The 21435-nt window shown below is 76.7% G+C and carries 12 protein-coding genes; 3 read left to right on the top strand and 9 right to left on the bottom strand.

Features of this window, described 5'->3' with window-relative positions; all coding sequences use genetic code 11:
• Positions 1–37: 37 nt before the first annotated feature.
• From ACFVVX_RS23485 to ACFVVX_RS23475, 3 genes are all read left to right on the top strand, one after another.
• Positions 38–718 carry a hypothetical protein gene (locus ACFVVX_RS23485; protein ID WP_387948548.1) on the top strand — a complete coding sequence of 227 codons (681 nt, stop codon included), beginning with the start codon at positions 38–40 and terminating at the stop codon, positions 716–718.
• Positions 719–838: 120 nt separating this feature from the next.
• Positions 839–1858: an NAD(P)-dependent alcohol dehydrogenase gene (locus tag ACFVVX_RS23480; protein ID WP_387948547.1), complete on the top strand. Its 1020-nt coding sequence runs from the start codon at positions 839–841 to the stop codon at positions 1856–1858.
• A gap of 218 nt (positions 1859–2076) precedes the next feature.
• Positions 2077–4242: a restriction endonuclease gene (locus ACFVVX_RS23475; protein ID WP_387948546.1), complete on the top strand. Its 2166-nt coding sequence runs from the start codon at positions 2077–2079 to the stop codon at positions 4240–4242.
• A gap of 58 nt (positions 4243–4300) precedes the next feature.
• Here the strand turns inward: ACFVVX_RS23475 and ACFVVX_RS23470 are convergent, their stop codons facing one another.
• The 9 genes from ACFVVX_RS23470 to ACFVVX_RS23430 form a co-directional block, all read right to left on the bottom strand.
• On the bottom strand, positions 4301–5470 hold the full coding sequence (locus ACFVVX_RS23470) for an alpha/beta hydrolase family protein (protein ID WP_387948545.1): 1170 nt from the start codon (positions 5468–5470) through the stop codon (positions 4301–4303).
• A gap of 209 nt (positions 5471–5679) precedes the next feature.
• Positions 5680–6327 carry an HNH endonuclease family protein gene (locus tag ACFVVX_RS23465; protein ID WP_387948544.1) on the bottom strand — a complete coding sequence of 216 codons (648 nt, stop codon included), beginning with the start codon at positions 6325–6327 and terminating at the stop codon, positions 5680–5682.
• A 311-nt stretch (positions 6328–6638) separates the two neighbouring features.
• The gene (locus tag ACFVVX_RS23460) at positions 6639–9557 is read right to left on the bottom strand and encodes a condensation domain-containing protein (RefSeq protein ID WP_387948543.1); all 2919 of its coding nucleotides are present in this window, start codon (positions 9555–9557) and stop codon (positions 6639–6641) included.
• On the bottom strand, positions 9554–11482 hold the full coding sequence (locus ACFVVX_RS23455; protein WP_387948542.1) for an amino acid adenylation domain-containing protein: 1929 nt from the start codon (positions 11480–11482) through the stop codon (positions 9554–9556). The genes ACFVVX_RS23460 and ACFVVX_RS23455 overlap by 4 nt, the downstream gene beginning before the upstream one ends.
• A 57-nt stretch (positions 11483–11539) precedes the next feature.
• Complete coding sequence (locus tag ACFVVX_RS23450; RefSeq protein ID WP_387948541.1) at positions 11540–13363, bottom strand: amino acid adenylation domain-containing protein; 1824 nt, start codon at positions 13361–13363, stop codon at positions 11540–11542.
• Between the two features lie 32 nt (positions 13364–13395).
• The gene (locus ACFVVX_RS23445) at positions 13396–14574 is read right to left on the bottom strand and encodes an acyl-CoA dehydrogenase family protein (protein ID WP_387948540.1); all 1179 of its coding nucleotides are present in this window, start codon (positions 14572–14574) and stop codon (positions 13396–13398) included.
• Positions 14571–17699 (bottom strand): amino acid adenylation domain-containing protein, encoded by a 3129-nt coding sequence (locus ACFVVX_RS23440; RefSeq protein ID WP_387948539.1) that lies wholly within the window; start codon positions 17697–17699, stop codon positions 14571–14573. Before ACFVVX_RS23440 ends, ACFVVX_RS23445 begins: the two co-directional genes overlap by 4 nt.
• Positions 17700–17962: 263 nt before the next feature.
• Positions 17963–19264: a condensation domain-containing protein gene (locus ACFVVX_RS23435; RefSeq protein ID WP_387948538.1), complete on the bottom strand. Its 1302-nt coding sequence runs from the start codon at positions 19262–19264 to the stop codon at positions 17963–17965.
• A 229-nt stretch (positions 19265–19493) separates the two neighbouring features.
• Positions 19494–20825, bottom strand: coding sequence for an MFS transporter (locus ACFVVX_RS23430; RefSeq protein ID WP_387948537.1), 1332 nt, complete (start codon positions 20823–20825; stop codon positions 19494–19496).
• Positions 20826–21435: the final 610 nt, after the last annotated feature.

Genomic DNA, 21435 nt, shown 5'->3' with positions numbered 1-21435 from the left:
GGGAGGCCGGGAGGGCGGGCGTTGGTACCGTCGGACCATGATCGATGAGACCTCCCCCGCGACCGCCCCCGAGCCCGGCCCGGTCACCGCCGACGACCTCGCCGACGTCCTGCGGCTGGCCGCCGGGACGCTGCGCGCGGTACGCGGGGACGCCGACTGGTCCCGGCCCGCCGGGACGCTGGAGTGGGACTGCTGGAGCACCGTCGAGCACCTGGCCGACGACCTGCTCGCCTATGCCGCCCAGCTCGGCCCGCAGAACCCGCCGCTCGACCGCTACGTGCCCATCGTGTCCTCCCGTCCGTTCCCGGGCGGCCCCAACTCCTTCGTCTTCGCCCGGCGCGAGACCGGGCCGGACGGGCTGGTCGAGGTGCTGGAGGCGTGCGGCGCCCTGATGGTGTCGATCGCCCGCACGGCCTCGCCGCAGACCCGCGCGTACCACCCGTGGGGTGTCTGCGACCCGGCCGGCTTCACCGCGATGAGCCTGGTGGAGACGCTGGTCCACCTGCACGACGTCGCCGAGGGCCTCGGCACGGTGTGGCTGCCGCCCGCGGACGTCTGCCGCCGCACGCTGGCCCGGCTGTTCCCCGACGTGCCCGTGGAGCCCGGCGACGACCCCTGGGCGGTCCTGCTCTGGGCCACCGGGCGCGCCGAGCTGCCGGGCCGCCCGCGCCGGACCGACTGGCGCTGGTACGCGGAGGTCCGGCCGCCGGCCGCCTGACCCGGGCGCACCTGCGGCAGTTGCGCCCCGGCCACCGCCCCATTCCCCGGCGGGAATTGGCACGGCTCACCGGCCCGGCCACGATCGGTCCACCGCAAGCCGCACAGCAGGGAGCCCGACATGCGTTCGTACCGACTCGACAAGCCCGGCCAGTCCGACGGCCTGGTGCTGCACGAGGGAGAGGAGCCGGCCCCGGGACCGACCGAGGTCCTCGTGAGGGTGCACGCCGCCACCCTCAACCGCCGGGACGCGCTGATCCTCGGCGGCCGCTACCCGCTGCCCGCCCGACCGGGGGTGATCGCGCTGAGCGACGGCGCGGGCGAGGTGGTCGCCACCGGTGGCGCGGTCACCCGGTTCCGGCCGGGGGACCGGGTGACCGGCAGCTACTTCCCGCGCTGGACCGGCGGGCGGCTGCGGCCCGAGCTCGGCGACCAGCTCGGGTGCACCGTCGACGGCCTGCTGACCGAGTACGCCGTCCTCGACGAGCAGGCGCTGGTGGCCGTACCCGACCATCTGACCTGGGCCGAGGCGGCCTCTCTCAGCTGCGCCGGGGTGGCGGCCTGGTCCGCGCTGACCGGCGGCGGCCCGCTGCCGCCGGGCGGGACCGTGGTCACCCTCGGCAGCGGGGACGTCTCGCTGTTCGCCGTGCAGTTCGCCAAGCTGCACGGCTGCCGGGTGATCGCCACCAGCGGGAGCGCCGCGGGCGCGCAGCGGCTGGCCGCGCTCGGCGCGGACCATGTGATCGACTACCGGCGCACCCCGGAGTGGTCGCAGGAGGTCCGCCGGCTGACCGGCGGCGAGGGCGCCGACCTGGTGGTCGAGACGCACGGCCCCGCGACCATCGAGCAGTCGCTGCGCTCCGCCGCGCTGTACGGGCAGATCGCGCTGCTCTGGGTGGTCGGCGAGGAGCCGGCCGAGCTGCGGATCCCCGACCATGCGTACGCGGGGACCATGGCGACCATCCGCCGGTACTTCGTCGGCAGCCGCAGCGACCTGGAGGCGATGACCCGGGCGGTCGCGGCCCACGCGCTGCGGCCGGTGATCGACCGGGAGTTCGGCTTCGAGGAGGCGCCGCAGGCCTACCGGCACTTCCTGGCCGGCGGGACGGTCGGCAAGGTGGTGATCCGGGTCGCCTCCTGACGCCCCCGCGCCCCACCGGGACGCCGGTCGACCCACCCGCCGACCACCGTATCGGCCACCCCGTCGGCCACCCCGCCGGCCGTCCCGCCGCTCCGGGCGGCGCCGCAGGTCGCGGGCGCTTGGGAGGTTCACCCGTCCACGTTCTATTGTGGCGGGCGCGGTGGCGGCGCGGCCGGGAGGCAGCGCCGCAGGGTCGGTGCGGAGCGAAGGGGTGGCTGGTGGCGGGGCGGCGGAACAACGGGGTGCTGGCGGTCTGGGCGGAGGCGCAGCGACAGCAGCAGCGCCGGGAGGAGGCCCAGTGGCGCGCCCAGGAGGCCGAACAGCGGCGGCGCGAGCGCGAGGCGCGCGAGGCGCAGCGGGCGGCGGCCCGGGGCGAGCGGGAGTCGCTGCGGGCCTACCAGCAGTCGCGGGAGGCGGAGGCGGCCCGGCGGACGACCGAACTGGACGGCCGGGTCGAGGAGTTGCGGGGGCTGCTGGCGGCGGGCCTGGGTCGGCCGGCGTTCAGCCCGCAGGCGCTGCTGGCGCCGCGCGCCGTGCCGTCCTTCGAGCCCGGGCGGCTCGGGGAGCCGGTGCCGATGCCCGACCAGGCGCACTACCAGGTGCCGCCGCCGGATCCGGTGCAGGCCCGCAATCCGGGGGTGTGGCAGCAGTACGAGCAGTACGTGGCGCAGGCCCGGGCCCGGTTCGAGCAGGACTGGTACGCGGCGCAGGCGGATGAGGCGGACCGGCAGCGGCGGCTGGCCGAGTACCACGGGCAGTACCTGGAGTGGGTGGCCCAGCACCGCCGCCAGGACGCCGAACGGGCGTCCGGCACCGAGGAGTTGCTGCGGCGGTTGCGGGCCGGGGAGGCGGAGGCGGTGCAGGAGTACTTCACCGCGGTGCTGTACTCCTCGGCGGCCTGGCCGGAGGGGTTCCCGCACCGGCTGGTGGCGGCCTGGGAGGCGTCGACGCGTCAGCTGGTGGTGAACTGGGAGCTGCCGGGCGCGGACGTGGTGCCGGCCGCCGCCCGGGTGCGGTACGTGAAGACGGACGACCGGGAGGCGGAGGTGGCGCGGCCCGCCACCGAGCGCAAGGCGCTGTACCGGGAGGTGCTGGCGCAGAGCGGGCTGCGGGTGGTCACGGAGCTGTTCCGGGCGGACCGGGACGGCCTGCTCGCCTCGGTGGTGCTGAACGGCTTCGTGTGCGGGATCGATCCGGCCACCGGCCGGGAGGCGGAGCGGTTCCTGTCCACGGTGACGGTGACCAGGGCGGAGTTCTCCGGCCTCGCGCTGGACCGGGTGGCCGCCGTGGAGTGCTTCCAGGGGCTGGGCGGGCGGCTGTCGGCGCGTCCGGAGCGGCTGGACGAGGTGCGCCCGGACCGGCTGCCGGAGACGGTCGGCGGCAGCCTGGCCGGGCAGGGCGGGGAGGACGAGCCGGACCTGTTCGAGATGGACCCGATCGAGTTCGAGGAACTGATCGCGGAGCTGTTCCGGCTGCGCGGCTTCCGGGTGATGACCACGGCCCGCAGCGGGGACGCCGGGGTGGACGTGGTCGCCGACGACCTCGACCCGGTGACCGGCGGGCGGATCGTCATCCAGGCCAAGCGCTACCGTTCGACGGTCTCCCCCACGGCCGTCCGCGACCTCCACTCCACGGTGCAGCACCACGGCGCGAACAAGGGCATCCTGGTGACCACGGCCGGGTTCGGTCCGGGCTCGTACGACTACATCCGCGGCAAGCCGCTGACCCTGGTGAGCGGGCCCGAGCTGGTCGAGCTGCTGGCGGAGCAGGGGCTGCGCGGGCGGCTGGGCGGCGGGGGCGGCGCCGACGGGGGCGGGGCCTCCGGCGGGGCGGCCCGCACGGCGGAGGCGGCCCCGGAGCCGGCCGGCCGCCGGAGCACCGTGGAGCTGTCCTGGCGGTCCCGGACGGCCGGCGGGGACGCGGTGGAGCTGGACGTCTCGGCGTTCGTCTGCACCTCCGGGCGGGTGCTGGACGACGAGCACTTCGTGTTCTTCAACAACCCGCAGGACCCGCAGGGCGCCGTCCGGCTGCACCCGACCCGCTCGGTGCCGGGCGAGCCGGTGCGGGCGGCCGGGCTCACCCTGGATCTGGACCGGCTGGCGCCGGGTGCGGACGAGGTGGTGATCGCGGTCTCCACCGAGGAGGAGGAGCCGTCGGCGCTGCCGCTGGGCTATGTGCACGGGCTGGCGATGCAGGCCGTGTTCGGGCCCGGTGCGTCCGGGCCGGAGAGCTGGGCGGCCGCGACGGGCGGGATGCCGGACACGGCGCTGATCGTCGGTTCGTTCCACCGGGCCGGCGCGGAGTGGACGTTCAAGCCGTCCGGGGTGGCGGTGGCGGGCGGGCTGGCCGGGCTCGCGGTGCGCTGGGGCGTCTCGGTCGAGTAGCGGCGGGGCCCGGCGCCCGGGGTGACCGCCGTGGCGGCGGTCACCCCGGGCGGGGGCGTCAGCGGCGGTGGAACAGGACCTCCGGGTCGGCCGAGGTCGGCCCGTCCAGGCGCGGCGCCGGTGTCCCGCGCAGGTGGAGGTCGAAGAACGCGCCGACGTACGCGCGGGTGATCTGCTGGGAGCGGGTGCCCGAGAGCGGGGTCTCCGGGTGGGGGTAGCCCGCCGCGTCACCGAGCACCGGCCAGTCGGTGAAGGCGGGGTGGCCGGCTCCCGTGACGGTCAGCCAGCGCTTCCAGCCGTCCAGCCGGGGCCAGGTGTCCTCCCAGGAGGTGTCGGGGAAGTCGGGCGGCAGCAGCGCCGGGTCCCCGGCGAGCATCAGGAAGGGGCGCCCGCCGAGGCCGGCCTCGGGTACCGGGGTGAAGAAGGTGCCGTCCATGTTGACCCCGGCGTCCACGCGCGGGTCCGCGGCCATGGTGGCCGAGGCCGCGGCGCCGCCGATGGAGTGGCCGGCCATGCCGATGTGCCCGGCGTCGATCAGCCAGGAGTACCGCCAGGCGGGGCGCGGGCCGGTGAGCCGGTCCAGGACGAAGGACATGTCGCGGGCCCGGCCGTCGGAGACCCGGTGCAGCGATCCGTCGGCGACCTGCTCGCAGGCCTTGCAACCGAGCAGGCGCCCGCCGGGGAAGAGGGTGCCGTCGGACTCGTAGGCGTGGTCGACCGCGGCCACCACGTAGCCGCGGCTGGCGAGTTCCTCGGCCAGGGTGGTCAGCGAGGCGCGCGGCATGGTGAAGCCGGGCGAGAGCAGGATCAGCGGGTAACGGTGGGGCGCGATCCGGGGCAGTGCGCCGGCGCGGGCGTTCGTGCGGGTCGCCGCGACGCGCTCGGGCGTGGTGTACGAGCCGAGTTCACCCCGGTCGGTGAGCAGCGCCTTGGCCTCGGGGACGGCCATGTAGGGGGCCGCCGTCCCGGTGCGGGCCGTCGCCGGGTAGTACAGCGACAGCAGCAACTCGCGGTCCGCGGTGGGCACCCAGGGGTCCTTGCGGTCCTGGTCCACCAGGTGGAGGGTGTCGCGCCCGACGGCGAAGTCACCGGTGGGGCGGGGAAGTTCGAGGGCGGTACGGTCGCCGGCCGGGGTGGTGGCGGCGACGGCGCCGGTCGCCAGGGCGCCGGGTACGGCGAGGACTAAGCCGAGGGCGACCGCCGTCAGCGTGCGCATGATCTTCTGCATGCCCGCATCCTAGGGCATTTAGGCAAGGCTTACCTAAGCAATTATGGGCCCCTCGGTACGCCGCCGGCAGACGTCGACCGATCGCGGCGAGGTGAAGGGTGACCGGCGCACGCTCCCGGACAGGGAGGAGCCCCGGCCGGAACGGGTACCGGCCGGGGCTCCAGCTCTGGGGGGTGGGCGATACGTTTCGCCCAGGTTCGGACGGCGGCTCAGCAGCCGTTGAGGATCGAGCTGAGCGCGCTCTTCTCGGCGCTGTCCACGCTGAGGCCGTAGTAGTACTTCACCTGCACCCAGGCGCGGGCGTAGGTGCAGCGGTACGAGGTCTGCGGCAGCCAGTGGGCCGGGTCCTGGTCGCCCTTGCTGCGGTTGGAGGAGGCCGAGACGGCGATCAGCTGCGGACGGGTGAGGTCGTTGGCGAGGGCCTTGCGCTGGTCCGTGGTCCACGACCAGGCGCCGGAGCGCCAGGCCTCGGCCAGCGGCACCAGGTGGTCGATGTCGAAGGAGGAGGCGGTGGTGGTGGTGACGTTGTCGTAGGCCGACACCCAGGTGCCGCTGGTGGCCGAGCAGTTGCTGGCGTTCACCACGCCGCTGCCGTCGCGCTTGAGGACGGTCTCGCGGGTGTCGCAGGTGCCGGCGATGGTGATCCAGTGCGGGAACAGCGCCCGGTCGTAGGTGCTTTCGTGGGACTCGGCCGCCACGGCGATGGAGGCCAGGTAGGTCCGGGCGGTGGCCGCCGAGACGGGGGTGGGCAGCGCGGCCTGGGCGGAGCCGGCACCGGCGAGCAGGGTGGCCGCGGCGAGCAGCAGGGCGCCGAGGGCGGCCACCAGGGCACGGTGGAGCGGGCGTATCGCGGGCATGCGGGTACTCCAGGGTGGGATGGAGGAGGGCAGGGGGGAGCCCCCGGGCTCAGTGGAGCGGGCCCGGGCCGTCAACCAGCATGGCGCCCTTCGGTTTACGCGGGTAGACCCTGAAGGTGAACTTTTGACTGATGATCAGTTCGGCACGCCGGGGGCGCACGCCAGGAGGTACGGACCGGGTGCCCGGGCGCGGGACCGGGCGGGCCCCGGCAGGGTGCCGGGGCCCGCCCGGGGCGGTGGCGGTCGGGGCCGGACAGCGGTCGGAACGGGACCGCGGTCAGGCCGGGGTAGCGGTCAGAACGGAACCGCTGTCAGGACGGGCGGCGTTCCACCATGGCGGCGAGCACGCTGCGCCAGTCCTCCCCCGGCTCCGGGCGGAGCAGGTCGGCCAGTGCGTCGGCCCGGTAGCGCCAGGGGCGCCGCAGCTCCGGCTCGGCGTCCGCCCGCAGCTCGATCACGCTGGACGAGCCGAGCAGGCGGACCAGTTCGCCCGCCAGCTCGGGCCAGGAGACGTGGCCGGTCACCGCGTTGACGATCCGGCCGGACGCCCGGCCGGTGCCGTCGGCGCAGCCGGTGACGGCCCGCGCGAGGGCCGCCGAGTGCACCCAGGAGGCGCCGTACCAGTCGGGGCCGTCCGCCTCCGGGGCCGGCAGGACGAGCGTTTCGCCGGCGCTCGCGGCCTGGTAGAGCGCGCCGGTGGAGCCCCAGCGGAGCTGGTCGCGCAGCCGCCGGTGCGGGCCCCAGACGATCGGGGAGCGCACCACCGCGCCGCGGCCGCGGCCGGCCTCGACGGCCTCCAGCAGCAGGCGCTCGCAGTCGAGTTTGGCCTGTCCGTACGGGCTGACCGGCTGCTCGGCCGGGCCGCCCTCGGGCACCTCGGTCGCGGTCGGCCGGCCGTAGGCGTCGATGCTGCCGACGAAGACGAAGTCGCCGCCCTGCCAACCGTCCAGCAGCGTGCGCATGGCCGCCAGGTCGGTCGCGTGCTCGGTGAAGGTGCACGCGGCGTGGATGACGGTGTCGACGCCCCCGACCGCGCGGCGCAGGCTGTCGAGGTCGGCGAGGTCCCCCTCGGCGACCTCGACGCCCTGCCGGGCCAGCAGGTGCGCCGACTCCGGCCTGGCCAGCGCCCGGACCGGGCGGCCCTGGGCCAGCAGCTCCTGCAGGACGGCGGCGCCGACCCCGCCGGTGGCGCCGGTGAGCAGGACGGTGCCCGCCCGGGCGGGGCGGCGGCCCGCGTCGGACGGCCGCCCGGGGGCGGCGCGGCGCTCGGCGGCGCGGGCGTCGAGCAGGACGGCGAGGGCGCGCGGGGTGCGCTGCTCCAGCACGTCGAGCCCGGTCAGCGGCAGCCCGGTGCGGATCCGCAGCCGCTCGGCGAGCTGGACCGCCACCAGGGAGTGCCCGCCCAGCGCGAAGAAGTCGCCGTCCGGCTGCGGGGTGGTGCCGAGCAGTTCACCGAAGGCCGCCCGGACCGTGTCCAGCGGCTCGGACCCGCCGGCCGGGGTGGCGCCAGCGCCGGGCAGCCGGGCCTGGTCGACCGAGCCGTCCGCCTGCCGGGGCAGGGCGTCCACCAAGGTGACGGCGGCCGGGAGGCGGTTCGCCGGGACGCGGCGGCGCAGCGCGGTGCGCAGGTCCAGGCCGCTCGGTGCGTCCGGGCCGCGGACGACGGCAAAGGCGATCACCGGTCCGCCCTCGGGGGCGAGGACGGCGGCCTCGGCGACCCGGGGGTCGGCGAGCAGCGCGGCGACGGCGGGGTGCTCGGTCTCCCGGGCGGCCGGCTCCCCCGCTGCGGCATCGGCGGCAGCAACGGTATCGGTGGCAGCAGCAGCGGCGCCGTCGGTGGCAGCGGTGAGCCGGGTGCCGGGCAGGTCGCCGAGGAGGCGGGCCGGGTCAGCCGCGACGGCCGTGAGCAGCTCGGCGAAGGCGGTGAGCAGCCGCCGGGCGGTGGGCTCGTCGAGGGCGGCCGTGTCGTGCTGGACCAGGCAGCGGGGCTGCGGACCCTCCTCGACCAGCAGGGCGAGGCCGAACTTGGCCAGCCCGAGGTCGATCTCGACGGCCTCCGCCGTGAGGCCCGGCAGGGCGAGCGGCTCGGCCGGGCGGATCAGGTCGCAGCTGACGGCGAGCAGCGGGTTGCCGTCCGCGTCGCGGGCGGCGGCGCCGAGCCGCTCCAGGATCAGGTCGAACGGGACGTCGTGGTGGGCCTGGGCGTCGAGCAGCGCGGCCCGGACCAGGCCCAGCACCTCGGTGAAAGCCGGGTCGCCGGGGAGCTCGGCGCGGATCGGGAGGGTGTTGACGCCCAGTCCGACCAGTCGGCGCAGTTCGGGCCGGGCCCGGTGGCCGCCGGCGCAGCCGACGGTGAGGTCGGGCTCGCCGGTGGCCGTGCGCAGGGTGGCGAAGGCCGCCGCCAGAACCACGGCGAACAGGGTGGCGCCGTGCTCCGTGCCGAGCCGCCGCAGGCCGTCGAGGGTCGCGGTGGTGAGCGGGGCGGTGTGCAGGCCGGCCTGCCGGGTGCGCGCGCCGGGCGGGACGGGCCGCAGCAGCGCGGTGCCCCGGGCGCCGGTGAGCGCGGCGGCCCGGCGGTCGGCGGCGGCGGTGAGCTCGGCGTCGCGGGCCCGCTCCCAGCGGGCGTAGTCGGCGTACTGGGTCTCGACCTCCGCCAGCCCGGCGGGCCCGCCGGTGCGGGCGGCCTGGTACAGGGCGGCGAGGTCGGCGCCGAGGACGGGCAGCGAGCCGCCGTCGACGGCGATGTGGTGCAGCGTCAGCAGCAGGATGTGGTCCTCCGGGCCGTGCCGCAGGAGCAGGGCGCGCAGGACCGGGCCGGCGGCGAGGTCGAAGGGACGGGCCGCCTCGGCCGCCAGGAGCTCCGGTGTCTGCGCGGTTTCGGCGGGCACCACCGGGAGCGGGACCGGGTCGGCCGGGCCGACCTCCTGGAAGGGCTGGTCGCCGCGCTGCCCGTAGCGGGTGCGCAGGACGGTGTGGCGGGCGGTGAGGGCGGTCAGCGCCTCGGCGAGCGCCGCGGTGTCGAGCGGGCCGCGCAGCCGGGTGGCGAGCGGCACGTTGTAGAGGGCGCCGCCCTGGCCGAGCCGGTCCATCAGCCACATCCGCTGCTGGGCGTGCGAGAGCGGGGCCGGGCCCTCGCCCCGGAAGGCCGCCGGGGAGGCCGTCCGGTCCTGGCCGGTCCCGGCCCGGTGGCGGGCGAGCCGCAGCAGGGCGGCCTGGTCGGTGGCGGTCATCGGAGCTGCTCCCTGGGGTTCGCGGGGACGGCGCGGTCGCCGTCGGCGGGGTCCGTGCCCGGGCCTGTGCCGGGGTCCGCGTCGGGGTCCGTGCCGTGGGCGGCGAGGAGGGCGCGTTCGATCAGCGCGGCCTGACCGGCGACGGTGGGGTGGTCGAGGAAGTCGCCGAGCGGGAGCTCCACGCCGAGGTCCTCGCGCAGGTCGTCGACCACCCACATGGCCAGCAGCGAGTGGCCGCCCTCGGCGAGGAAGTCGGCCTCCGGGGAGGCCACCGGGTGTTCCAGGGCCCGCGACCAGGCCGCGGCGACGACCTCCTGGATCGGGGTCAGCGCGGGGGCGGCCGGCGCCTCGTGCGGGGCCTCCCCCTCCTCGGCGGTCCCCTTCTCGCCGCTCTCGTCCTCGGCCAGCGCCCGGCGGTCGACCTTCCCGGTGCCGGTCAGCGGCAGCGCGTCCAGGACGGTCCAGGAGGTGGGCACCAGGTGGGCCGGCAGCAGGTCGGCGAGGCGGCGGCGGAGCACCTCGGGCGCGAGCCGCACGCCCTCGGCCGGGACGACGTACGCGGTGAGCGCGGCGTTCTCCTGGCCGGGCCGGCGGACCACCACGGCGGCCTCGGCGACCTCGGGGTGCCGGCGCAGGGCGTGCTCGATCTCGCCGGGCTCGATCCGGAAGCCGCGCACCTTCACCTGGTCGTCGACCCGGCCGTGGAAGTCCAGGACCCCGTCCGGGCGTTGGGCGACCAGGTCGCCGCTTCGGTAGGCCCGGCCGGTGCCGGGGAGCTCGCGGAAGTACTCCGCCGTGAGGTCCGGCCGGCCGAGGTAGCCGGTGGCCAGCCGGGCTCCCGCGATCCACAGCTCGCCCCGGGTGCCCGGGGGCACCGGGGCCTGCCGCTCGTCCAGGACGAGGACGCGGGCGCCGCCGAACGGGCGGCCGATCGGCGGCGGCCCGGCGCAGTCGGCCGGGGTGAGGCGGTGCAGGGTGGTGTAGGTGGTGGCCTCGGTCGGCCCGTAGGCGTTGACCAGCTCCAGCCAGGGGAAGGCCTTCAGCACCGCGCCCGCGTGTTCGGGCGCGAGCGCCTCGCCGCCGACGATCAGGGTGCGCAGCAGGCCGAAGATCCGGGACTGCCGGGCCGCCAGGTGGTGGAAGAGCGCGGTGGTGAGGAAGGCGGTGGTGACGCCGAACCGCTCGATGTCGGCGGCGAGTTCCTCGGCGCCGGGCCGTTCGGCGGGCGAGACGGCGACGGCGGCCCCGCACACCAGCGGGGCCCAGAGCTCGAAGGTCGAGGCGTCGAAGGTGGCGGGCGAGTGGAACAGCACGCGGTCGCCGGGGCGCAGCGCGATCGCGTCGGGGGCGGTGACCAGGTCGGTGATCGCGCCGTGCGGCACCTGGACGCCCTTGGGGCGGCCGGTGGAGCCGGAGGTGTAGATCACCAGGGCGGCCGTCTCCGGAGCGTTCACGGCCGGCCCGGGCAGGGCGGGGGCGTCCTCGCGGTCGGACCCGCCGTCGGACCCGCCGTCGGCGAGGACGAGGGTCCGCCCGTCCGGCAGGGCGGCCTCGGCGAGCAGTGCCTTGTCGCCGAGGGTGAGCCGGACCCCGGCGTCCTCGATCATCGCGTGGGTGCGCGGCCGCGGATAGGCCGGGTCCAGCGGCACGGTGTGGGCGCCGGCCCACCAGACGGCGAGCTGGGCGACGACCAGCCGGGTGGAGCGGGCGCAGAGCAGGCCGACGGCGCTGCCGGGGCCGATCCCGCGGGCGGTCAGCTCGGCGGCCAGCAGGCCGGCGGCGGTGACGAGTTCGCGGTAGGTCAGGACGGTGGTGCCGTCGGTGACGGCGAGGGAGTGCGGGTGCTGCTCGGCCTGCCGGGCGATCAGGACGGGGACGGCGGCGGGCTGCCCGGCCGCGGCGCCGCCCGAGGTGGGAGCGGTCATGGTGGTTCCCTTCCGGGCGCCCCGGCCGGGGCCGGGGCGCCCTGTGACGGCGTGCGGTCAGGCGGTGGCGACGACGCCGGGGCGCCGGTCCTCGACCAGCCGCCCGATGCTGCGCAGGTCGGGCTGGCGCAACAGCTGGGCGGCGCGCAGCCGGACGCCGTACTCCTCCTCCAGGGCGGCCAGCAGCCGGGCGGCGGCGAGCGAGTTGCCGCCGGCGGCCAGGAAGTTGTCCTGCGGGCCGAGCCCGGAGCGGCCGAGCAGCTCCCGGCAGAGCCGCAGCACGGTCTGCTCGGTGGGCGTCGCGCCCTCCTCCCCCGCCTCGGCGGGGCCGGCGGCCTCCTCGGCGGCCAGCAGGGCGGCGCGGTCGACCTTGCCGTTGGCGTCCAGCGGGAAGGCGTCGACCAGGCGGACGACGGCCGGCACGGCCTGCTCGGGGAGCCAGAGGCGGACGTCGGGCAGCAGGGCGGCGCCGTCCGCGAGCTCCGCGCCGGGCGCGGGCTGGACGAAGGCGACCAGTCGGGCGCCGGCCGGGCCGGGCTGCGCGGCGACGACGGCCCGGCGGACCCGCCCGTCGCGTTCGAAGGCCGCCTCGACCTCGGCGGGTTCGATCCGCACGCCGCTGACCTTCACCTGGTCGTCGAGCCGGCCGTGGAACTCCAGCACGCCGTCCGGGCGCATGACCACCCGGTCGCCGGTGCGGTAGACCCGGTCGGTGCCCTCGACGCCCTCGGGCGCGCCGACGAAGCGGCGGGCGGTGAGCTCCGGGTCCAGGTAGCCGATGGCCAGGCCGCGGCCGCCGATGCACAGTTCACCGGCCTCCCCGCGGGGCACCGGGTGGCCGTCCTGGTCCGTGACCAGCACGACGGCGCCGGGCAGCGGCAGGCCGATCGGCGGCGCGCCGGTGCCGTGGTCGGCGCCGGGGGCCATGGTGTGCACGGTGGTGGCCACGGTGGCCTCGGCCGGGCCGTAGTCGTTGTGGACGGTCGCGGTGACGTCCGGCCCGGGGGTGCGGCGCAGCCGGTCGCCGCCGATGGTGAGGTGGCGCAGCGCCAGGCCGGTCGGCCAGGGCCGGTCGAGCACCGGCTCGGCCAGCGGGGTGGGCAGGACGGCGACGGTGATCCCGGCGGTGCGCCACCAGTCGGTGAGCGCGTTCCGGTCCCAGCGGACGGCGTCGGGGGCGACGCTCAGGGCCGCGCCGGAGGTGAGGGTGCCCCACAGCTCCATCAGGTGCGGGTCGAAGGCGACGCCGATCAGCAGGCTGTGCCGGTCGCCGGGGCCGAGGCCGGTCAGTTCGCGGTACCAGTGCAGCATCGCGCCGAGCGAGGACTCCCCGACGGCCACCGCCTTGGGGATGCCGGTGGAGCCGGAGGTGAGCACCGCGTAGTGGGTGCCGGTGGGCGCGGCGATCGCGTCCGCCGGGGCGGGGGCGAAGGCGGCGACCACGGTGGCGGCGGCGTTGGCGCCCTCGGTGGGGAGGGCCAGCGGGAGCCGCTCGGCGGCGCGGTGCGCGGGCGGCAGCAGCTCCGGGTCGCCGATCAGGCAGGTGACCCGCAGGTTGTCGGCGACGGCCTGGAGGCGGCGCTCGCCGGGGCGGGGGCCGAGCGGCAGGTGGACGGCGCCGAGCCGGGCGACCGCCAGGGTGGCGGCGACGAGGGCGGCCGAGTGGTCCAGGCAGAGCCCGACCAGGTCGCCGGGGCGGACCCGGTCGCGCAGGGCGTCGGCCAGGGTGTCGGCGAGGCGGTCGAGTTCGGCGTAGCTCCAGCGGTGCGCGCCGTCGATCAGCGCGGGGGCGTCCGGGGTGCGGTGCGCCCAGCTGGTGAAGAGGTCGAGCACGGCGCCGTCCTGGTGCGGCCGGCCGTACCCGATGCTGAGGTCGGTCATCTTGGGTCCTCCGAAGGGGTGGTGTCGGCTGCTCAGCTCAGGCCCATGGCCTGGGCGACGATGACCTTCTGGACCTCGGAGGTCCCCTCGATGATCGTCATCATCCGGACGTAGCGGTACAGGAACTCCAGCGGGTGACCGCGCACCCAGCCGGTGGCTCCGTGCACCTGGAGCGAGCGGTCCACCGCGCGGACGGCGGTCTCGGAGGCGGTGAGCTTGGCGAGAGCCGCGTTCTCGGGCGCCTCGGTGCCGTCGTCGACCAGCCGGGCGCAGGCCAGGGTCAGCAGCTTGGACGCCTCGACCTCGGCCCGGGTGGCCACCAGGTGCTCCTGGACGTGCTGGTAGGCCCCGATCCGCTGGCCGAAGGCCTGCCGCTCCCGGGCGTACTCGACACCGAGCCGCAGCGCGTACTCGGCGACGCCGTTGCACATCGCGGCGACCACCAGGCGCCCCCGGGAGAGGCTGTCCATGGCGAGGGCGGTGGCGGCTCCGACGCCCTCGGCGCCGCCGATCACCGCGTCCATCGGGACGGTGACCTGGTCGAGGGTCAGCTCGAACAGCGGCTCTCCGGACATGCCCTCGTAGCGCTGGCCGATCCGCAGGCCGGGCTGGTCCATCGGGAGCGCGAACGCGGTGGCGCCGGCGGTCGGGCCGGCGCCCGTGCCGAGGTCGGTGGCGGTGACCACGAGGGCGAGGTCGGCGCGGTCGGCGTTGCTGACGAAGGTCTTGCGGCCGTTCAGCACCCAGTGGTCGCCGTCGCGGACGGCGGTGGTGGTGAGCCGGAACGCGTCCGAGCCGGCCTGCGGCTCGGTGAGGGCGAGGCAGCGGGCGGCCTCGCCGCGCACCAGCGGCACCAGGTAGCGCTGGACCTGCTCGGGGGTGCCGTGCCGCAGCAGCGGGCTGGGGCCGTCGGAGCCGGCCAGCGCGTACTGCGCCAGCGGGCAGCCGCTGCGGCCGGCCGCGTGGTGCAGCAGCACCACGGCGGTGAACGGCATGCCGGAGCCGCCGAGCTCCTCGGGGTAGTCGCCGGCGTAGAAGCCGAGCGCGGCCGAGCGCTTGCGGACGTAGGCCCGCAGGTCGCTGGGCACCTGGTCGTCGGTCTCGGGCAGGTCGGCGGCCAGCGGGACGAGCTCGCGGCGCACGAAGCTCTCGAAGGCGTCGACCAGTTCGCGGTGGTCGGCCTCCAGGACGGCGGACGGGGCGGAGCTCATCGGGCACCTCCGGTCAGGGCGCGGGCCTGGTCGGCCAGGACGGGGTTGCGGAACAGCGTGCGCAGCGCCGGGCGGCTGCCCAGCCGCGGCTCCAGCCAGGCCGCCAGCTGGGCGGCGAGCAGGGAGTGGCCGCCGACCTCGAAGAAGTGCGAGTCGGCGGTGAACCGGTCGTGGCCGAGCACCTCGCGCCAGGCCTCGGCGACCAGTTCCTGGCCGGCGTCGGCGAAGGCCCGGGCCTGCGGGGCGTCGCGCTCGGCGGCGGCGGGCGCCTCGGCGGCGAGCCGGGCCAGGGCGACCCGGTCGGGCTTGCCGCCGGGCAGGACTGGCATGGTGTCCAGGGCCGTCCAGCCGGCCGGGACGAGCCCGCCGGGCAGCCGCAGCGCCAGGGCGGCGTGCAGGGCGGCCTGGTCGGGCTGCTCGGTGCCCTCCAGGAAGCCGACCAGGCGGGGGCCGCCGGCCGGGTCCTGGTGCAGCACGACCGCGCAGAAGCGGCCGCCGAGCTCGGCGCTGGCCGCGGCCTCGATCTCCTCCAGCTCGATCCGGTAGCCGCGGAGCTTGACCTGGTTGTCCTGGCGCCCGAGGAACCAGAGCCGGCCCCGCAGGTCGCGGAAGCCGCGGTCGCCGGTGCGGTAGACCCGCTCGCCGCCGAGGGCGGGGACGGTGACGAACCGGGCGTCGGTGGTCTCGGGGTGGCCGAGGTAGCCCTCGGCCAGCGTGCCGCCGCCGACCACGAGTTCGCCGACGCCGCCGTCCGGCAGCGGCCGCAGGCCCTCGTCCAGGACGTGGACCCGCACGCCGGGCAGCTCCAGGCCGAGCGGGATCTCGGCGTCCTCGGCGAGGTCGGCCGCGGTGACCTCGTGCACGGTGGAGGTGACGGTGGCCTCGGTGACGCCGTAGGCGTTCAGCACCGTGGCGGTGGTGTCGTCGGTGAGGCCGCTGAGGGCGCGGGAGGGCAGCCGCTCGCCGCCGAGCACCAGCAGCCGGGGGGACCAGCGGCCGTCCCGCAGCGCCTCCCGCAGGTCCTCGCGGACCGCCAGGAAGTAGCTGGTCGGCAGGTTGGCGACGGTGACGCCGCGGGCGGCCAGCACCGCCACCAGCTCGGGGCCGGTGGGCACCTCGCGCTGCGGCACCACCAGGGCGGCGCCGGCGGCGAGCGAGGGCAGCACCTCCTCCAGCGCCACGTCGAAGGACGGCCGGGCGAACAGCAGGACCCGGTCGGCGGGGGTCAGCGCGTACCGGCCGGCGAGCGCCGCGACGTAGCGGGCCAGGGCCGTCCGGCCGACCAGCACCGGCTTGGGCACCCCGGTCGAGCCGGAGGTGTGGATCACGTACGCGGCGCCGTCGAGCACCGCGGCGGGCTCCGCCTTGGGGAACGCCGGGCCGTCCAGCAGGGCCGGGGTGACGCCCTCGGCCGGCAGCGCCGCGGCGCTCTGCCGGGTGGACAGGACCAGGGCCGGGCTCAGCCGCTCCAGCAGGAGGCCGAGCCGGGCCGCCGGGTCCTCGGCGGACAGCGGGGCGTACACCGCGCCGAGGCGCAGGCAGGCGAGCAGCGCGACGACGCTGTCCACGCCGCGCGGCAGGACGGCGGCGACCGGCACGCCCGGGGTCACGCCCGCGGCGCGCAGCCGCTCGGCGAGGGCGCCGACCCGGCGGTCGAGGTCGCCGTAGGTGAGCCGCTCGGAGCCGGCGATCACGGCGAGGGCGGTCGGGTCGTGGGCGGCGGCCGGGTCGAGGGCGACCTCCTCCCGCACGGCGGCGGGGTCGAGGGCGGCGGGGGCCGGCGCGGGCTCGGCCGGGGCCAGTTCGGCGAGGGCCGTCCCGGGCCGGTCCAGGTAGCAGCGCAGCAGCTCCAGCAGGCGCTCGGCCAGCAGCCCGGCGACCTCCTCGCCGAACAGGTCGGTGTCGTAGTCCCAGACCAGGGTCATCCCGGCGGCGCCGTGCTTCTCACCGACCACGCGGCGGTCGTCCGGCAGCAGCACGAGGTCCAGGTCGAAGCGGGTGGTGCCGGTGTTGAAGCCCTCGTACAGCGAGATCTCCAGGTCCGGTGCCTGGAGGTCGGGCAGCGCCGCGTCGTGCGCGCTGAACATCACGCTGAACAGCGGGTTGTCGGCGCCCGTGGTGTGCAGCCCGAGGGCGCGGGTCAGCTCCTGGACGGGCACGTCCTGGTGGGGCAGGGCGCGGAGCAGGACGTCGGTCGCCTCGTCCACCGCGTCGGTGCCGGAGGCGGCCGGGTCCAGCCGCAGCCGCAGCGGAACGGTGTTGACGAACATGCCGAGGGTGCCCTCGAAGCCGAGCGGGCGGTTGCCGACGGCGGTGCCGATGACCAGCTCGCGGTGGCCGCTGTGCCGGCGCAGCAGTTCGGCGAAGAGGGTGAGCAGGGTGCTGAACGGCGTGTGGCCGTCCTGCCGGCCGCGCTCGCGCAGCCGCTCGGCCAGGTCCGCGCCGATCGACTGCCGCAGCTGTCCGCCCCGGTGGCGGCGGACCGCCCCCGGCTGGGCGAGCCCGGGCAGGGACATGTCGAGCGGCGCGTTCGCCAGCTCCTGCTGCCAGAAGTCCAGGCTGCGTTCGCGGGCCTCGGTCCGGGAGCCGTCGGTGTCGATCCGGACGTGCTCCTCGTAGGAGCGGGTCTCGGACAGCACGACCGGCTCGCCGAGGACGTGCGCGCGGTAGACCGTGAAGAGGTCGCGCAGCAGGATCGCGAACGAGTGGCCGTCGTGGATCAGGTGGTGCTCGACGTGGATCAGCCGGTGGTGGTCGTCGCCGAGCCGGACGAGGTGCCAGCGCAGCAGCGGCGCCTGCGTGGTGTCGAGCGGTTCGGCGGCCTCGGCGGCCAGCAGTGCGCGGAAGGCCTCCTCGGGGTCGGCCTCGCCGGAGAGGTCGCCGACGCGCAGCCGCGGTTCGGCGTCGACGGCGACCCGCTGGCCGGGCACGCCCTCCGGGCGGGCGACCAGTTCCAGGCGCAGGCCGGGGTGGTGGGCGATCACGCCCGCCAGGCCGGCGCGCAGGGCGTCGGTGTCGAGCGGGCCCCACAGGTCGAGGGCGGCGGTGAAGTTGTAGGCGCGGCTGCCGGGGAGCATCTGCTCGTGCAGCCAGACGATCTCCTGCGAGGAGGAGAGAGCGAACATGGTCGGTTCCCTTGCGGTGGGCGGGCGGGTGTTCGGTCAGGCGGTGGGGCGGGCCTGGTGGGCGCGCCCCGGGCCGGGGCGGGCGCCGGGGGTGGTGGCGCGGGACGCCGGTGGTCGGGTGGCTCGGTGGTGCCGGGTGGCGCGGTCGCGCCGGTGGCTCCGGTGGCTCGGTGGTGCGTGCCGGGTGGCTGTGTGGTGAGCGCCGTGGCGACGCGGTGGTGCGTGCCGGGTGACGCGGTGGTGCGGCGGCGGTCCGGGGCGCCTCAGCGGGCCGGACTCAGGTGGTCGCCCAGGGTGGTCAACAGCAGCGCGAACGCGGCCTCGGCGGCGGCGTCCGGGCAGCGCTCGCGGTCCCAGGCGAGGCGGACCAGCAGGTCCTCGCCGTGCGAGGCGGAGACGGCCAGCGGCGCGCCGAGCGGCCGTCCGGCCAGGTGGGTCTCCCGGCCCGCCGTGCCGTCGAGGACCAGCGGCGGGCGGCGCTGCAGGTCCTCGAAGGTCAGCAGGCCGTCCAGCTCGCCCGACCACTGCGCCCCGGCGGACCGCGCCGCGCGGACCAGCTCGTCGAAGGGCGTGTCGGCGTGGTCCAGGTCGTCCCACCAGGCGTCGCCGAGCTCGTCCAGGCTCCGGGGCGGGCCGGCCGAGGCCGGGTGGACCAGGGTGTTGAGGAAGCAGCCGAGGACCGGTGGCGCGCCGGGCGGGCGGCCGCCCCACGGGTAACCGAGGGCGAGGGTCCGGTCGGTGCCGAGCAGGCGGTGCGCGGCGGCCGAGACGGCGTCCAGCAGGGCGGGGAAGACGGCGCCGCGGGCCGCCCCGGTGGCGGCGGGCAGCCGCTCGCTGAGCATGCCGGTGGGCTGCGGGGGCGCGTCCTGGCCCCTGCGGCCGGCCGACGGGGGCCCGTCCGCTCCGCCGAGGCCGCCCAGCCGGGCGGCCCAGTGCGCCTGGGCGGCGGTGTTGGCGGCGGCGGCCTCGGCCGCCAGCTGGAGCTCCACCGCCTCCCGGTACCCGGCCGAGCCGTCGGCGGTCGGATCCGCGGCGGACCGCCCGTCCTGCGCGTACGCCTCGGTGAGTTCGGCGGTGACGATGCCGAGCGACTGCTCGTCACAGGCGGCGTGGTCCAGGGCGAGCGCCAGCAGCTCCTCGTCGCCGTCCGGGTCGGCCGCCAGCAGCAGGCGCAGCGCGGGCCCGTCGGCCGGCCAGTCGAGCAGGGCGCGCAGCAGGGCTCCCCGGGCCGTGTCGGCGGGCCCGACCGGGGCCAGGGCCACCTCGACGGACGGTTCGCCGAGCCGCAGGACGGGGGTGCCGCGGACGGTCCCGAAGCGGCCGCGCAGGGCCGGGTGGCTCGCGGCCAGCCGGATCGCGGCGCGGTGCAGCCTCGGCAGGTCCACGGTGCCGCGCGGGAAGGCGAAGAACAGCGGTACGACGTCCGGGCGGTGCTGCGGGTCCAGTTGACGGGAGATCAGGAAGCGGCGCTGGGCGCCGGTGAGCGGGAGCAGTTGCGGGGGGCCGTCGGCGGCGGCGACGGACCGGTACCGGGCGAGGTAGGCGGCGGTGATGCTCGGGGGCACGGACGGGTCTCCGTTCGCGGTTTCACGGTTCAGGGCGTGGCGGTACGGGGCGCGGCGACTCAGGACGCGGCCGCGCGGGGCGTGGCGGTTCGGCACCCGGCGGTTCGGCACCCGGCCGTTCGGCGTCCGGCGGGTTCAGGGCGCGGCCGCTCGGGGCGCGTCGACCCGCCGGGCCGGCCGGGCGGTCCGGGTGCCCTGCCGGGCGGTCGGGCGGTCGGGGCGCGGGAGGTCAGGAGACGGGTCTGGCCCCGGCCGGGTCGGCCTCGGGGGCTGCGGCGGCCTCGGCGGTCTGCCCGGTGCCGGGCTCCGGCTGGTCCTCGACGGGCAGCTCGCGCAGGCCGCGCAGCGGCGAGAACAGGAGCGGGAGCGGCACGAACAGGAAGCCGACGGCACAGGCCCAGAGGGCGGTACGCGGCCCGGCGGCGTCGGCCAGCGCACCGCCGGCCAGCGCACCGAGCGGCAGGGTGCCCCACACCAGGAAGCGCATGGTGGCGTTCATCCGGCCGAGCAGCTCGGGCGGGCAGACGGTCTGGCGGAAGCTCACCTGGGCGACGTTGTAGACCACCGAGCCGAACAGCACCACGGCCGAGCCGATCCCGAACAGCACGACCCCGGCGCCCCTGCCGGACAGCGGCCAGAGCATCGCGAACGGTGCCACGACCACCGCCGAGAGCCAGATCAGCCGGGCCTGGCCGACCCACCGGGCCAGCGGGCCCGCGCACAGCGCGCCGGCCAGGCCGCCGACGGCCGAGACCGACAGCAGAACGCCGATCGCGGCGGGTGAGAGCTCCAGCGTGCGTACCCAGAACACGGTCTGAACGGCCATCAGGACGGCGGCGAACAGGTTGGACAGGGCGGTGGTGGCGGCGATCACCCGCAGCAGCGGGTGGCCCAGCACGTACCGGACGCCCTCGCCGATCTCCGCCCGCAGCGCGCGCCCGGGCTCCGGCCGGGGCTTGGGCTCCTCGACCCGGATCCCCCACAGCAGCACCACCGAGACCAGGTAGCCGATCGCGTCCGCGACGATGGCCAGGGGTGCGCCGATCAGCTGGACCAGCCCGCCGCCCAGTCCCGGGCCGGCGATCTGGGCACTGGACCGCACGGTCTCCAACGCACCGTTGCCGCCGACCAGGTGCTCGCGCGGGAGCAGCTGCGGCAGGAAGGACTGGTGGGCCACGTCGAAGAAGACCGTCGCCACCCCGACGACCAGGGCGACCAGGTAGAGCTGAGCCATCGTCAGCACGCCCAGCGCGGCGGCCGGCGGGATCGAGGCGACGGCGAGGCAGCGGACCACGTCCGCGCGGATCAGGACCGGACGCTTGCGCATCCGGTCCAGCCAGGCGCCCGCGGGCAGCCCGACCAGCAGAAAGGCCGCGGTCTCGGCGGCGGTCAGCAGACCGACCTGGAAGGGCGTGGCGTCCAGCTCTAGGACGGCGACCAGGGGCAGGGCGACCAGGGTCACCTGGTTGCCGACCTGGGCGGCGGCGGCCCCCGAGAGGAGGAGTCGGAAGTCACGGTGGCCCAGCAGGCGGTCGGCCGCCGGGCGAGGAGTTTCGTTCATCAGTACGACTCTCGGTGACGACTTCGATACCGGGCAAGCGGTACGACCGTTTCCGGACTTCCCCGGGGACGGCCGGATCCGATCGCCCTCCCTGGCCCCTTAACCCCCCTTCACCTGCGCGGGGCCGCCCCGGGAGGCGGTTCGGCGGCCCTACCAGCAGTGTCGTGGCCGAGCGGTGAATCCGGTGACACGCGTACGACCATGTCCGGTATTCGGACACTTATCCTCAGCTCACCGGACGGCTGGATTCAACATGGCTGGATCCGGCGAAGTGCTGATCACGCGTCACTCAGCCATCACACCGGTGTGATAGAAGGCCGCATCGGACCGTGAAGACCTGGCTGTTCGTCACTTTCCCTTCGCTTCGCCGGACTTGCGCGCCGGTCCAGGACCGTGAGCGAGGCATCGGAACCGGCCCGCCAGGGCCCACAACGCAGACCGCCCCGCCCGGCGGTGGCCGGGCGGGGCGGTCCTGGTGCGGAACGAGGTCAGGCAGCCGGCTCGGCGCCGTCGGCGCCCTGCGGGGCCGTCTCGGCCGGTGTGACGGGCTTGGCGGGGGTGGTGGTGCGGCCGCCGCCGAAGAGGTTGAGGAACACGGCCAGCGTCGGGA

It is taken from the genome of Kitasatospora sp. NPDC058170 (genome assembly GCF_042883905.1).
GTDB lineage: Bacteria > Actinomycetota > Actinomycetes > Streptomycetales > Streptomycetaceae > Kitasatospora.
Note: the sequence above shows the minus strand (reverse complement) of the source record. Positions and strands in the feature narration are given on the sequence as shown.

Bases quoted from the DNA above. Each gene is read 5' to 3' on its own strand.
- ACFVVX_RS23455 (WP_387948542.1), bottom strand. From the start codon at position 11,482: ATGACCGCTCCCACCTCGGGCGGCGCCGCGGCCGGGCAGCCCGCCGCC.
- ACFVVX_RS23485 (WP_387948548.1), top strand. From the start codon at position 38: ATGATCGATGAGACCTCCCCCGCGACCGCCCCCGAGCCCGGCCCGGTC.
- ACFVVX_RS23480 (WP_387948547.1), top strand. From the start codon at position 839: ATGCGTTCGTACCGACTCGACAAGCCCGGCCAGTCCGACGGCCTGGTG.
- ACFVVX_RS23430 (WP_387948537.1), bottom strand. From the start codon at position 20,825: ATGAACGAAACTCCTCGCCCGGCGGCCGACCGCCTGCTGGGCCACCGT.
- ACFVVX_RS23445 (WP_387948540.1), bottom strand. From the start codon at position 14,574: ATGAGCTCCGCCCCGTCCGCCGTCCTGGAGGCCGACCACCGCGAACTG.
- ACFVVX_RS23470 (WP_387948545.1), bottom strand. From the start codon at position 5,470: ATGCAGAAGATCATGCGCACGCTGACGGCGGTCGCCCTCGGCTTAGTC.
- ACFVVX_RS23460 (WP_387948543.1), bottom strand. From the start codon at position 9,557: ATGACCGCCACCGACCAGGCCGCCCTGCTGCGGCTCGCCCGCCACCGG.
- ACFVVX_RS23450 (WP_387948541.1), bottom strand. From the start codon at position 13,363: ATGACCGACCTCAGCATCGGGTACGGCCGGCCGCACCAGGACGGCGCC.
- ACFVVX_RS23440 (WP_387948539.1), bottom strand. From the start codon at position 17,699: ATGTTCGCTCTCTCCTCCTCGCAGGAGATCGTCTGGCTGCACGAGCAG.
- ACFVVX_RS23465 (WP_387948544.1), bottom strand. From the start codon at position 6,327: ATGCCCGCGATACGCCCGCTCCACCGTGCCCTGGTGGCCGCCCTCGGC.